Below are 12558 nucleotides of genomic sequence, written 5' to 3'. Positions count from 1 at the left end.
GATCAAGCGCTAGCCAGCTCGCGCCGGCGCCCGCGGCAGCACGAGGAACGCAATCGTGCCCGCGGCCAGCATGCCCGCCACCGTGAGGAACACCGCGCGGTACGGCTCGACCTCATGCGCCACAGCCCACGATGCGGCCACGCCGGTCGTCCACTGCATCAGCGAGACGCCGAGGAACATGGCCATGTTCATCAGCGCCATCGCGCGCCCCGTCATGGCGGCCGGGTAGGCGTTCTTGGTGTACGCGTACTGCAGCACGCTGTAGCCGGACAGCAGGCCATAGATGATCGGCAGGCCGATGTCCACGATGCGCGAATGCGTGAGCGCCATCGCGCCGAACATCAGCGCACCGGCGAACGCGCATCCCATCATCCAGCGCGTGCGCCGCGCGCCGCCCGGGTCCATGCGGCCGAACAGCATCGGGCTGATCATGCCGGCGACGGTCATCACCAGTGCGACGTTGCCGCTGGCCACCAGCGAGAGGCCGTGGCGGTCGTGGAGCACCGGGCCGAGCCACAGGCCTCGCAGCGTGATGAATGCCGCGTACGACACGCAGGCGAAGCACACCAGCCCCAACGTATGGGGCATCGCGAACAGAGGCACCAGTTCGCGCACGGCCTTGCGCAGCGACTGGCGCTCGGCTGGCACGGGCTGCGGGTTCGCGAGTGCAGCGGGCTCGCGCACGCGCCAGAAGATGACCAGCCACGAGAGCACCGCGAATGCGGCCAGCACCGCGTAGCCGGCGCGCCAGGACGCAGCCTCGATCAGCAAGGCCAGCGGCGTGCCGGTGAACAGGATGCCCATGCCGGCCATGCTCATCACCAGCCCCGACATCGCGGTGAAGCGCGAGGCATCGAAATGCCGCGCGATGAACACCGTGCAGGCCAGGAACGCCGGCGCGCAACCGACGCCGATCAACGCCTGCCCGAGCAGCAGTGCGTGGAAGTTCGGCGCCACCGCGCACAGCGCTGCGCCAGCGATGGCCAGGGGAAAGGCTGTCAGCACCGTGCGGCGCACGCCGAAGATGTCGATCGACACGCCCATCGCGAGCTGCATGATCCCGAAGGCGAAGTGGAAGGTGCCTGCCCACATGCCGAGTTGCTGGGGCGTCAGGCCGAAGTAGCCGCTGAGGGGCGTGGCCATCATGGCGCCAACGGTGCGGAAGGCCTGGCTCAGGGCGAAGGCGGTGGCGAGGGCGATCAGCATCGCGGTGGTCGAGTCGGACCAGCGGAAAAAGCGTGAGCTGGAGCCGGGGTTGCCGGTGCGCTCCGCGGGCTTGGATGCCGCGTTCGGGTTCATGGGGCGAGAGGCCAGGAAGGATGGGCGACCTGGATGCTAGTTGATCATGGAGCGCGCGTAGTCGCGGCGGCGACGCTTTGTGCGCATTCGACTGAGCATGACAGGTACCCCCATAATTTCCAGACAACTCTTCAGAGCTTCGCATTGCCAACGCCCTCCACCTCCCCCAGTACCCGCACGGCAAAGGGTGCGCCAGCCGCGCAGCCGCTTTTCAGCCGTGTGCGCGAGATCCTGGATGCTGCACGTGCCGGTGTAGCGCGTACGGTCAACACGACACAGGTCGCGGCCAACTGGTTGATCGGACGCGAGATCGTCGAGGAAGAGCAGCGAGGGCGGCGCCGAGCGGGCTATGGCGCCAAGCTGCTTGCCGATCTGTCGACCCGCCTGAATGCCGAGTTTGGTCGCGGCTATTCCGTGGACAACCTGGAAGCGTTCAGGCAGTTCTATCTGGACTATCCGCAACTGATTTCCGAGACGGCGTCTCGGAAATCGACCGCACCGCTGGTGCTGCCTCTTCAAGCCAGTTCCGAGACGCCGTCTCGGAAATCCGATGGCGGCACGGACTGGTGCCCCGGATTGCTGCACCCGTCTCTTTCGTGGAGTCACTACCGCCAACTCTTGCGTGTGACGAGGCCGCAAGCGCGTGCCTTCTACGAGATCGAAGCGATCCGAAGCGCGTGGTCCGTGCGTGAGCTCCAGCGCCAGACGGCCAGCCTGCTGTACGACCGCCTGGCCAAAAGCAAGGACAAGAGGGGGTTGATGCGATTGGCAACTCACGGCCAGGAGGTGATGCAGCCGCTCGATGCCTTGAAAGACCCGGTAGTCATTGAGTTCCTCGGCCTGCCGGAGTCCCCGAGGCTGGTCGAGTCCAAGCTGGAGCAGGCGCTCATCGACAACCTGCAAACCTTCCTGCTCGAGCTGGGCAAGGGCTTTGCATTTGTGTCGCGTCAGGAGCGCATCACCATCGACGGCGACCACTTCTACATCGATCTGGTCTTCTATCACGCAGTGCTCAAGTGCTATGTGCTCATCGATCTCAAGGTCGGCAAGCTGACTCATGGCGACCTCGGTCAGATCCAGTTCTATGTGAACTACTACGACCGCGAGCGTCGCACTGAAGGCGACAACCCGACTTTGGGCGTGATCCTTTGCCCGGACAAGAACGATGCCGTGGTGAAGTACACCTTGGGCGAGCAGCAGGAGCGCAATATCTTCGCCAGCCGCTACCAGTTGCACCTGCCGACCGAGCAGGAACTCGAACGAGAGTTGCGCCGGGAAATCCGGCAGTTATCCATGACGCCGCAGCTCAAGAGGGCCTCCAGGAAGAAAGCGCCGGGCGCATAAAAAACGGCACCCGAAGGTGCCGTTTGTGTGGCTTGGCTTGCTTTGCCTGATCGGGTCTCAGGCTTCGCCCTTGACCTTCAACCGCCACGCATGCAGCAGCGGCTCGGTATACCCGCTCGGCTGCTCGATGCCCTTGAACACCAGGTCCTGCGCCGCCTTGTAGGCCGACGAGGTCGTGAAGTTGCCGGCCATCGGCTGGTACAGCGGGTCGCCCGCGTTCTGCTCGTCGACCACCTTGGCCATGCGCTGGAAGGTCTCGTCGACCTGCGCCTTGGTCACCACGCCGTGCAGCAGCCAGTTGGCGATGTGCTGGCTGGAGATGCGCAGCGTCGCGCGGTCTTCCATCAGGCCGACGTTGTGGATGTCGGGCACCTTGGAGCAGCCCACGCCCTGGTCGATCCAGCGCACCACGTAGCCGAGGATGCCCTGCACGTTGTTGTCGATTTCCTGCTGGCGCTCTTCGGCAGTCCACTTGGCGTCGGCCGCGATCGGCACCTGCAGCAGCGCGTTGAGGATGTTGTCGCGCTCGCCGTCGGCGTCGATCTTTTCCAGTTCCTGCTGCACCGCGGTCACGCTGACCTGGTGGTAGTGCAGCGCATGGAGCGTGGCGGCGGTGGGCGAGGGCACCCAGGCGGTGTTGGCGCCGGCCTTGGGGTGGCCGATCTTCTGTTCGAGCATGGCGGCCATCAGGTCGGGCATGGCCCACATGCCCTTGCCGATCTGCGCCTTGCCGCGCAGGCCGCACGACAGGCCGACCAGCACGTTGTTCTTTTCGTAGGCGCCGATCCACGCGCTGGACTTCATGTCGCCCTTGCGGATCATCGGGCCGCCCTGCATGGCGGTGTGCATTTCGTCGCCGGTGCGGTCGAGGAAGCCGGTGTTGATGAAGGCCACGCGCGCGGCGGCCTCGGCGATGCAGGCCTTCAGGTTCACGCTGGTGCGGCGCTCCTCGTCCATGATGCCGAGCTTCACGGTGTTGGCGGGCAGGCCGAGCAACTGCTCGACGCGGCCGAACAGCTCGCTCGCGAAGGCCACTTCGGCCGGGCCGTGCATCTTCGGCTTGACGATGTAGATGCTGCCGGTGCGCGAGTTGCCCTTGCGCTTCAGGTCGATGGTGGCGATGGTGGTGGTCACCACGGCATCGAGGATGCCTTCGGGGATTTCCTTGCCGCCGGCATACAGCACGGCGGGGTTGGTCATCAGGTGGCCCACGTTGCGCAGGAACATCAGCGAGCGGCCGTGCAGCTTGACGGGCTTGCCGTCGGCGCCCGTGTATTCGCGGTCGGGGTTGAGGCCGCGCGTGAAGGTCTTGCCGCCCTTGGCGACTTCTTCCGTCAGCGTGCCTTCGACGATGCCGAGCCAGTTCGAATACGCGACCACCTTGTCGGCCGCATCGACCACGGCCACCGAGTCTTCGAGGTCGAGGATGGTCGAGAGCGCGGCTTCGAGCACCAGGTCGCTCACGCCGGCCGCGTCGCTCTTGCCGATCGGCGTGCTGCGGTCGATGCGAATGTCGAGGTGAATGCCGTTGTGCTTGAGCAGCACCGACGACGGCGCGGCGGCGTCGCCCTGGTAGCCGATGAACTGCGAGGCATCGGCCAGGCCGGTGCTGCTGCTTTGCAGTGTGACGACGAGCTTGCCGTCCTTCACGCTGTAGCCGGTGGCCATCTTGTGCGAGCCGTTTTCCAGCGGCGCGGCCTGGTCGAGCACGTTGCGCGCGAACTCGATGACCTTGGCGCCGCGCACGGGGTTGTAGCCCTTGCCCTTTTCGGCGCCGTCGGCTTCGGAGATGGCATCGGTGCCGTAGAGCGCGTCGTACAGCGAGCCCCAGCGTGCGTTGGCGGCATTGAGCGCGTAGCGCGCGTTCAGGATGGGCACCACCAGCTGCGGGCCGGCCTGCAGCGCGAGTTCGGAGTCGACGTTGGCCGTGCTGGCCTTCGTGCCCTTGGGCTGCGGCAGCAGGTAGCCGATCTTCTCGAGGAAGGCGCGATACGCCGGCATGTCGGCGATCGGGCCGGGGTTCTTCTTGTGCCAGGCGTCGAGTTCGCTCTGCAGTCGGTCACGCTCGGCGAGCAGGGCGATGTTCTTCGGCGCGAGGTCGCTGACGATGGCGTCGAAGCCCTTCCAGAAGACGTCGCTGGCCACGCCGCTGGCGGGCAGGACCTTGTCTTCGATGAAGCGGTGGAGCTCGGTCGCGACCTGGAGTCCGTGGGCGGTGGTGCGGGCGGTCATGGGGTTTCTCCTTGAGAAAAATGCAATCCTGGGGCGAACTTTATTCGATACTTTGCTGGCGAGTAAGAGCCGGAAGCGGGATTTATCCGTGACAAAAATGAAGGTAATCGCTGGCGAGCGGCCTGGGGCGCAAAGGGTAGGCACTGATAAGAACGCCGCAGGCGAGGGATATATTTAACTTCTTAAATAAATCCCGACCCGTTTCCATGATCCTCCTGGCCTCCAACGAAAACCCCCTCGGCATGCCCGAATCGGCCCGCCGCGCGGCCGCCGCCGCGCTCGCAGGCGCTGGCAACTACCCCGACAGCAACGGCACCGCGCTGAAGAACGCGCTGGCCGCGCGGCTCGACGTGCCGGCCGACTGGCTCACGCTGGGCAGCGGATCGAGCGAAATCCTCCATCTCGCGGCGCAGGTCAGCCTGAAGCCCGGCGAGGGCGTCGTCTATTCGCAGTACGGCTTCGTCGTCTACGCGCAGGCCACGGCGCAGGTCCATGCGCACGCAACTGTCGTGCCCTCGCTCAACTTCGGCCACGACCTGGGCGCCATGCGCGCTGCCATCGGCGACGACACGAAGCTGGTGTTCGTGGCCAACCCGAACAACCCGACCGGCACTTTCATCGATGCTGCGCCGCTGCTGGCCTTTCTGCAATCGGTGCCCGCGCACGTGACGGTGCTGCTCGACGAGGCCTACACCGAGTACCTGTCGCCTGCGCAGCGCTACGACAGCATCGAGTGGGTGCGACGCCTGCCCAACCTGGTCGTGGCGCGCACTTTCTCCAAGGCCTTCGGCCTGGCCGGGCTGCGCATCGGATACGGCGTGTCGCAGCCGGCGCTCACGGCGCGCATGAACGCGCACCGCCCGCGCTTCAACGTGACGACGCCAGCGCAGGCCGCGGCGGTGGCCGCGCTGGGCGATGCGGACTTCCTCGCGCGCACTTATGAGCTCAACACGGCCGGGCGCGACCAGCTCGCTGCGGGCTTCAAGGAACTGGGCCTCGAGTACGTTCCCTCGTCGGGCAATTTCCTGATGGTGCAGGTCGGCGACGCGCAGGCCGTGCATGCGCGCCTGCTGGCGGCCGGCATCGAGGTTTCGCTGCTCGGCAACTACGGCCTGCCGCAGTGGCTGCGCATCAGCATCGGCCTGCCCGAGCAGAACCGCGCGGTGCTGGCCGCGCTGCGCTGAGCAGGGCGGCACTCCTTTTTCAACAACGCCCCGAGGAGACAAGACCATGAAACGCCGTCAGTTCGCAGCGCAGTCCGCTGCCGCCTTTGCCGTCGCGGCCGCTGCGCCGCTGGTGTTCGCGCAGCAAGACCGCACGGTGCGGATCCTGGTCGGCTTTCCGCCGGGCGGCTCGGCGGACGTGGTGGCGCGGGTGCTCGCCGAGAAGATGCGCGTGTCGCTCGGGCAGAACGTCATCATCGACAACAAGCCCGGTGCGGCCGGCCGGCTCGCGCTGGGCGAACTCAAGCGCGCGGCACCGGACGGCACCACGCTGGTGTTCTCGCCGAGCGGCGCGATGGTGATCCATCCGTGGCTGTATCCGAACCTCGGCTACGACCCGGCGAAGGACTTCACCCCGATAGCGCTCGGCAGCACCTTCGACTTCGCGGTGACGGCCGGGCCCGGCGCGCCCGCCGGCGACCTGAAGACGGTGCTGGCGTGGATGAAGGCCAACCCGGCCAAGGCCAACTACGCCACCTCGGGCGCGGGCACGGTGCCGCACTTTGCCGGACAACTGATCGCCCAGGCGGCCGGCGTGCCGATGACGCACGTGGCCTACCGCGGCGGCGCGCCGGCTGCACAAGACCTGATCGGCGGCCAGGTGCCGCTGATGGTCGACACGGCCTCGGAAACCATCGAGCACCACCGCGCCGGCAAGGTCCGCATCCTCGCGGTGACGGGCGAGCAGCGCAGCCGCGCGCTGCCCGACGTGCCGACGCTGAAGGAGTCGGGCATCAACGTGACGGCCGATGCGTTCTTCGGCCTCTATGGCCCGCCGGGGATGTCGCCCGAAGTGGTCGCACGGATCGACAAGGCCGTGGCCGATGCGCTGCGCATGCCCGATGTGCAGGAGAAGATCTATTCGCTGGGGCTGGTGCCTGCGCATGCCGGGCCGGCCGAGTTGGCAGCCATCCAGGCAGCGCACTTGAAGCGCTGGGAAATGCCGATCAAGAACTCGGGCTTCAAGGCCGAGTCCTGATTCGCCGCCCGCTCAGACCTGCCCGCCGAGCTCCCGCGCTGCAGCCTGCACTGGCTCGATATAGCGCTCGTCGTAGCGGTGCGTGGGCATGGTCAGCGTGACTGCCGCGGCAAGGCTGCCGTCCGCATGGAACACCGGCGCCGAGATGCCCGCCAGTTCGGCCGTGCGGTCGCCCACCAGCGCGCAGTAGCCCTGCGCGCGAATGCTGTCGTACAGCTTGCGTTCCTTCGTGCCACGCGGCTGCTCGGCCTCCGGGCCGAAGGCGATCAGCACGCGCGCACCCGCGCCCCGGTCGTTGGGCAGCAGATCGCCAACGCGCACGTGGTCGCGCACCACGTGCGATGAATCGACCCGGAACTGGCACAGGCGCACCCAGCTGTCGCCCTGGTCCTGCCGCACGTGGTACGCCGCGCTTTCGCCCGTTGTTGCAGCGAGCGAGCGCAGCACCGGCAGCACGATGCGGTCAAGCGACTGCGACGCCGCGTACAGCCCGTGCAGCCGCGCGATCTCCATGCCCAGCGCATAGCGCCCGTCGTCCTGCCGGCGGATGAGCCGCGCATGTTCGAGCGAGGCCAGCAGTCGCAGCACGGTGCTCTTGTAGAGCTGCGTGCGCTCGGCGAACTGCGCGAGCGACAGCGCCTCGTCGCCCGGCTGAAAGGCCGAGAGCAGGCTCAGCGCGCGGTCGACCGCCGCCGCGCCGCCGGGGGCGGCATTGAGGTCGGACACGGATTCGGTCTGGGCTTTGCGGGGCATGAGGAGGAGGGAGGGAATGGGTCGGCTTGACAGTCGGGTGGATCGACGGTCTAATTCTGTTTAACGGAATATAGTTCTGTAAGATAGAACAGTCAAGCGATTCCACGATTCCATCGAAGGAGACAAGTCCGATGACACCCCCCGACGTCCTCATCAGCGAGGTCGGCCCGCGCGACGGCCTTCAGTCGGTCAAGGCCACGATGCCCACGGCCGACAAGCTGCGCTGGATCGACGCGCTCTACGCCGCCGGCATCCGCGAGATCGAGGTCGCGTCCTTCGTGCCCGCGAAGCTGCTGCCGCAGATGGCCGACGCCGCCGAGGTGGTGCGCCACGCCGTCACGCTGCCCGGCCTCACCGTGATGGCACTGGTGCCCAATCGCAAGGGCGCGCAGGCCGCGCTCGAAGCCGGCGTGCACAAGCTCACGATGCCGGTGTCGGCCAGCGTGGCGCACTCGCTGGCCAACGTGCGCAAGACACCGACCGAAATGGTCGAGGAGGTGCGCGCCATTTCCGATCTACGCCGCGCCATTGCGCCGCATGTGAAGCTCGAAGCCGGCATCTCCACCGCCTTCGGCTGCACGCTGCAGGGCCTGGTGCCCGAAGACGACGTGATCCGCCTGGCCGCGCAATGCATCGAGGCCGGCGCTGACGAATCGGGCCTGTCCGACACCGTGGGCTACGCCAACCCCGCGCAGGTGCGCCGCCTCTTCAAGCGGCTGCGCGCGGAGATCGGCAGGCACGCCGGTGCGGCCCACATGCACAACACGCGCGGACTTGGCATCGCCAACTGCCTCGCGGCTTGGGACGAGGGCGTGCGTACCTTCGACGCATCGCTCGGCGGTCTCGGCGGCTGCCCTTATGCGCCGGGCGCCTCGGGCAATGCCGTCACCGAAGACCTTGTGTTCATGTTCGAGGCCATGGGCGTGCGCACCGGCATCGACATCCAGAAACTCATCGCGGCGCGCGCGCCGCTCATGGCCGGCCTGCCGGGCGAGCCGGTCTACGGCATGACGCCGGAAGCCGGATTGCCCAAGGGCTTCGTCCAGGAACACACCGCACAACATGTCTGAAGCCAATCCTCTTCCTTATGCCGGCGTCCGCGTCGTCGAGTTCACCCACATGGTCATGGGCCCGACCTGCGGCCTGCTGCTGGCCGACCTCGGCGCCGAGGTCATCAAGGTCGAGCCCATCGAGGGCGACAACACGCGCCGCCTGCTCGGCTCGGGCTCGGGCTTCTTCCCGACCTTCAACCGCAACAAGAAGAGCATCGCGCTCGACCTGAAGAAGCCCGAGGGCGTGGAGGCCGCGCTGCGCCTCGTCGCCACCGCCGACGTCGTCAGCGAGAACTTCAAGCCCGGCACCATGAAGAAGCTGGGGCTCGACTACGACACGCTCAGCAAGCTCAACCCGCGCCTCGTCTACGTGAGCCACAAGGGCTTCTTGCCCGGCCCGTACGACCACCGCACCGCGCTCGACGAAGTGGTGCAGATGATGGGCGGCCTCGCCTACATGACGGGCCGCTCGGGCGACCCGCTGCGCGCGGGCACCAGCGTGAACGACATCATGGGCGGCATGTTCGGCGCCATCGGCGCAATGGCCGCGCTGCGCCAGCGCGACCTCACCGGCAAGGGCTGCGAAGTGCAGTCCGCGCTGTTCGAGAACAACGTGTTCCTGGTCGCGCAGCACATGATGCAGTTCGCCGCCACCGGCAAGGCGGCCGACCCGATGCCCAGCCGCATCTCGGCCTGGGCCGTGTACGACGTGTTCACCGTGAAGGACGGCGAGCAGATCTTCCTGGCGGCCGTGAGCGACAAGCAGTGGGCCATCTTCTGCAAGGCCTTCGGCTTGGAGGACATGCTGGCCGACCCGCGCCTGAAGACCAACAACGACCGCGTGCTGGCGCGCGAATGGATGATGCCCATCCTGCGCTCGCACCTCGCGAACCACAGCGCGGCCGAACTCAGCGCGGTGTTCGAGCAGAACGAGCTGCCCTTCGCGCCCATCACCAAGCCGCAGGAGCTGTTCGACGACCCGCACCTGAACGCCACCGGCGGCCTTGCGCCGGTGCGCATGAACGACGGCAGCACGGCCAAGGTGCCGCTGATGCCGTTCACGCTGGGAGGCGAACGGCCCGGCATCCGGCTGCAGCCGCCGCACATCGGCGAGCACAGCCGCGAGCTGCTGAAAGAAGTGGGCTACAGCGACGAAGAAATCGCCGCGCTCGAAACACAACACATCACCCTCGGAGACTGACCCCATGTTTTTCATCACACGGCGCGCCTTGCTGGCGTGCGCCGCGGCCGCCGCATGCCTGAACGCCGCTCCCGCTCTTGCCGACACGGCCTGGCCCGACAAGCCCGTGCGTCTCGTCGTGCCCTACACGCCCGGCGGCGCCACCGACATCGTGGCGCGCCTCATCGCGCAGAAGCTCGTCGACGACACCAAGTGGACCTTCATCGTCGACAACCGTGCGGGCGGCAACGGCAACATCGGCATGGACGTGGTCGCCAAGTCCAAACCCGATGGCTACACCATCGGCCTGGGCCAGACCGCCAACCTCGCGATCAACCCGACGCTGTTCCCCAAGATGCCCTACGACGCGCTGAAGGACCTGGTGCCGGTGTCGGTCGTGGCCTCGCAGCCCGTGGTGCTGGTGGTGCGCGCGGACGCGCCGTACAAGTCGCTGGCCGAGCTGGTCGCGGCCGCCAAGGCCAAGCCCGGCGAGATCAAGCAGGCGCTTGCCGGCACCGGCACGCTGGGCCACATGGCCGGCGAGGTGCTCGCGAAGCGCGCGGGGTTCCAGGTGCTCAACGTGCCGTACAAGGGCGCCGCGCCGGCCATCACCGACCTGCTTGGCGGCCAGACCGACTACATGTTCGCCACGCCGCAGGGCGCGCTCGCCATGGTGAAGGGCGGCAAGCTGCGCGCGCTGGCCGTCACCTCGGCCAAGCGCCTGCCGGTGATGCCCGAGGTGCCGACCGTGGGCGAGAGCTACAAGGGCTTCGAGGCGGTGGACTGGAAGGCGCTCGTGGTGCCGGCCGGCACGCCCGCCGACATCGTGAAGAAGCTCAATGCCGCCGTCGACAAGGCGCTGGCCAAGCCCGCGACCATCTCGCAGCTGCTGGCCGAAGGCAGCACGCCCGTGGGCGGCAGTCCGGAGCAGGCGGCGCAGTACGTCAAGGCCGAGCATGCGCGCTGGGGCGCGGCGGTGCGCGAGGCGGGCGTACGGCCCGAATAGGCGCCCCCCAGCTAACCAGCAAACCGGCGGGCGATATAGTTTCCGCCCCATGGACCGCCTCAAGCAGCTCGAATCCTTCGTCTCGGTCGCGACCCGCGGCGGTCTCACGGCCGCGGCCAAGGCCGAGGGCGTGGCGCCCGCGATCATGGGGCGCCGGCTCGATGCGCTGGAAGAGCGCCTGGGCGTCAAGCTGCTGGTGCGCACCACGCGCCGCATCACGCTCACGCACGAAGGCAGCGCATTCCTCGAGGACTGCCAGCGTCTCCTGGCCGAGTTCGCCAACGCAGAAGCCAGCGTGAGCGCCGGCGGCATCAAGGCCAGCGGCCATCTGCGCGTGACGGCGCCGGCGGGCTTCGGCCGCAGGCACGTCGCGCCGCTGGTACCGCGATTTCATGCCCTGCACCCGGAAGTGACGATCTCGCTGAACCTCAGCGACCGCGTGGTCGACGTCACCGGCGAGAGCTTCGATTGCGCGGTGCGCGTGGGCGACCTGCCCGATTCATCGCTCGTGAGCGTGCGGCTCGCCGACAACCGCCGCCGCTGCGTTGCCACGCCCGAGTTCGTGCGCCGCCACGGCATGCCCAAGCACCCGGGCGAGCTCTCGCGCTTTGCCTGCCTCACGCTGTCGAGCGATGCCTCGCAGACGCGCGGCTGGGCGTTTCGCATCGTCAACGAGGAAGGCACCCAGGAGCTGATCCACCTGCGCCCCAGCGGCCCGCTCGATTGCTCCGACGGCCAGGTGCTGCACGACTGGTGCCTGGCCGGCCACGGCATCGCCTGGCGCAGCACCTGGGAGGTCGAGGCCGAGATCGATGCCGGCCTGCTCGTGCCCCTGCTCGACGAGTTCGCCGCGCCGCCCAACGGCATCTACGCGGTGTTCGCGGGCGCCAAGCACCTGCCGCTGCGGGTGCGACTGTGGCTTGATTTCCTCAAGGAGCAATACGGCAACCCGGAATTCTGGGGTGGAAGGGCCTGAGGCGCATCAGCGGCGTCACAATCTGTTTGCATTTGCAACCCCACTCGGAAGAAAGCCATCGATGACGCTCGAAGCCATCCTCGCGTACCTGCACTTGCTTGCCATCCTCACGATGGTTGTCTTCATTTCCAGCGAAGCGGCGCTATGCCGCGTGCAGTGGCTCAACGCCGCAGTGGTCGAGCGGCTGGCCAAGGTCGACATGGTCTACGGCATTGCCGCCATCGCGGTGCTCGCCACGGGCATCGCGCGCACCTGGTGGGGCGTGAAGGGCACGGCCTGGTACTGGACCAACCCGCTGCTGCACGTGAAGCTGGGGCTGTTCATCATCGTGGGCGTGCTCTCGATCTTCCCGACGCTCACCTACTTCCGCTGGCGCAAGACGCTGCGCGCCACCGGCAAGCTGCCGGCCGAGGCCGACATCAAGAAAACGCGCAAGCTGGTGATGGTGCAGGCGCACCTGATCGCACTGATTCCGCTGGTGGCGGTGTTCCTGGCCCGCGGCTTCGGCAAGTAA

Annotated in this window: 11 protein-coding genes; 8 read left to right on the top strand and 3 right to left on the bottom strand. The window is 67.4% G+C overall.

The genetic code is table 11. The features are described 5' to 3' along the window. Window positions 1-9 precede the first annotated feature (9 nt). Window positions 10-1299: an MFS transporter gene (locus ACZYSP_RS13705; RefSeq protein ID WP_093076987.1), complete on the bottom strand. Its 1290-nt coding sequence runs from the start codon at window positions 1297-1299 to the stop codon at window positions 10-12. Between the two features lie 144 nt (window positions 1300-1443). On the opposite strand from ACZYSP_RS13705, the gene ACZYSP_RS13700 reads away from it, so the two are divergent. Further along, window positions 1444-2643, top strand: coding sequence for a PDDEXK nuclease domain-containing protein (locus ACZYSP_RS13700; RefSeq protein WP_354337114.1), 1200 nt, complete (start codon window positions 1444-1446; stop codon window positions 2641-2643). Between the two features lie 57 nt (window positions 2644-2700). Here ACZYSP_RS13700 and ACZYSP_RS13695 read toward each other — a convergent pair whose 3' ends face one another. Continuing rightward, window positions 2701-4875, bottom strand: coding sequence for a malate synthase G (locus tag ACZYSP_RS13695; RefSeq protein ID WP_093076988.1), 2175 nt, complete (start codon window positions 4873-4875; stop codon window positions 2701-2703). Window positions 4876-5081: 206 nt separating this feature from the next. Here ACZYSP_RS13695 and hisC point away from each other — a divergent pair, with 206 nt between their 5' ends. Then, a complete protein-coding gene (hisC, locus tag ACZYSP_RS13690) occupies window positions 5082-6059 on the top strand; it encodes a histidinol-phosphate transaminase (RefSeq protein WP_093076990.1) in 978 nt (325 codons plus the stop codon). A 46-nt stretch (window positions 6060-6105) separates the two neighbouring features. Then, complete coding sequence (locus tag ACZYSP_RS13685; protein WP_093076992.1) at window positions 6106-7077, top strand: Bug family tripartite tricarboxylate transporter substrate binding protein; 972 nt, start codon at window positions 6106-6108, stop codon at window positions 7075-7077. Window positions 7078-7089: 12 nt separating this feature from the next. Here ACZYSP_RS13685 and ACZYSP_RS13680 read toward each other — a convergent pair whose 3' ends face one another. Next, entirely contained in the window at window positions 7090-7830 is a 741-nt protein-coding gene (locus tag ACZYSP_RS13680) for an IclR family transcriptional regulator (RefSeq protein ID WP_093076993.1), read from the bottom strand. A 131-nt stretch (window positions 7831-7961) separates the two neighbouring features. Between ACZYSP_RS13680 and ACZYSP_RS13675 the strand changes: the two genes are divergently transcribed. From ACZYSP_RS13675 to ACZYSP_RS13655, 5 genes are all read left to right on the top strand, one after another. Then, entirely contained in the window at window positions 7962-8900 is a 939-nt protein-coding gene (locus ACZYSP_RS13675; protein WP_093076995.1) for a hydroxymethylglutaryl-CoA lyase, read from the top strand. Beyond that, a complete protein-coding gene (locus tag ACZYSP_RS13670; RefSeq protein ID WP_093076996.1) occupies window positions 8893-10083 on the top strand; it encodes a CaiB/BaiF CoA transferase family protein in 1191 nt (396 codons plus the stop codon). The genes ACZYSP_RS13675 and ACZYSP_RS13670 overlap by 8 nt, the downstream gene beginning before the upstream one ends. Before the next feature lie 4 nt (window positions 10084-10087). Next, window positions 10088-11068, top strand: a complete 981-nt coding sequence (locus tag ACZYSP_RS13665; protein WP_093076998.1) for a Bug family tripartite tricarboxylate transporter substrate binding protein — start codon at window positions 10088-10090, stop codon at window positions 11066-11068. 49 nt (window positions 11069-11117) lie between these two features. Next, on the top strand, window positions 11118-12044 hold the full coding sequence (locus ACZYSP_RS13660; protein WP_093076999.1) for a LysR family transcriptional regulator: 927 nt from the start codon (window positions 11118-11120) through the stop codon (window positions 12042-12044). Window positions 12045-12105: 61 nt separating this feature from the next. Further along, on the top strand, window positions 12106-12558 hold the full coding sequence (locus ACZYSP_RS13655; protein ID WP_093054094.1) for a DUF2214 family protein: 453 nt from the start codon (window positions 12106-12108) through the stop codon (window positions 12556-12558).

It is taken from the genome of Variovorax sp. F042, assembly GCF_057814215.1.
Note: the sequence above shows the minus strand (reverse complement) of the source record. Positions and strands in the feature narration are given on the sequence as shown.

Excerpts from the sequence above, each read along its gene's own strand:
- ACZYSP_RS13705 (WP_093076987.1), bottom strand. The coding sequence starts at position 1,299 with ATGAACCCGAACGCGGCATCCAAGCCCGCGGAGCGCACCGGCAACCCC.
- ACZYSP_RS13695 (WP_093076988.1), bottom strand. The coding sequence starts at position 4,875 with ATGACCGCCCGCACCACCGCCCACGGACTCCAGGTCGCGACCGAGCTC.
- hisC (WP_093076990.1), top strand. The coding sequence starts at position 5,082 with ATGATCCTCCTGGCCTCCAACGAAAACCCCCTCGGCATGCCCGAATCG.
- ACZYSP_RS13685 (WP_093076992.1), top strand. The coding sequence starts at position 6,106 with ATGAAACGCCGTCAGTTCGCAGCGCAGTCCGCTGCCGCCTTTGCCGTC.
- ACZYSP_RS13680 (WP_093076993.1), bottom strand. The coding sequence starts at position 7,830 with ATGCCCCGCAAAGCCCAGACCGAATCCGTGTCCGACCTCAATGCCGCC.
- ACZYSP_RS13675 (WP_093076995.1), top strand. The coding sequence starts at position 7,962 with ATGACACCCCCCGACGTCCTCATCAGCGAGGTCGGCCCGCGCGACGGC.
- ACZYSP_RS13670 (WP_093076996.1), top strand. The coding sequence starts at position 8,893 with ATGTCTGAAGCCAATCCTCTTCCTTATGCCGGCGTCCGCGTCGTCGAG.
- ACZYSP_RS13665 (WP_093076998.1), top strand. The coding sequence starts at position 10,088 with ATGTTTTTCATCACACGGCGCGCCTTGCTGGCGTGCGCCGCGGCCGCC.
- ACZYSP_RS13660 (WP_093076999.1), top strand. The coding sequence starts at position 11,118 with ATGGACCGCCTCAAGCAGCTCGAATCCTTCGTCTCGGTCGCGACCCGC.
- ACZYSP_RS13655 (WP_093054094.1), top strand. The coding sequence starts at position 12,106 with ATGACGCTCGAAGCCATCCTCGCGTACCTGCACTTGCTTGCCATCCTC.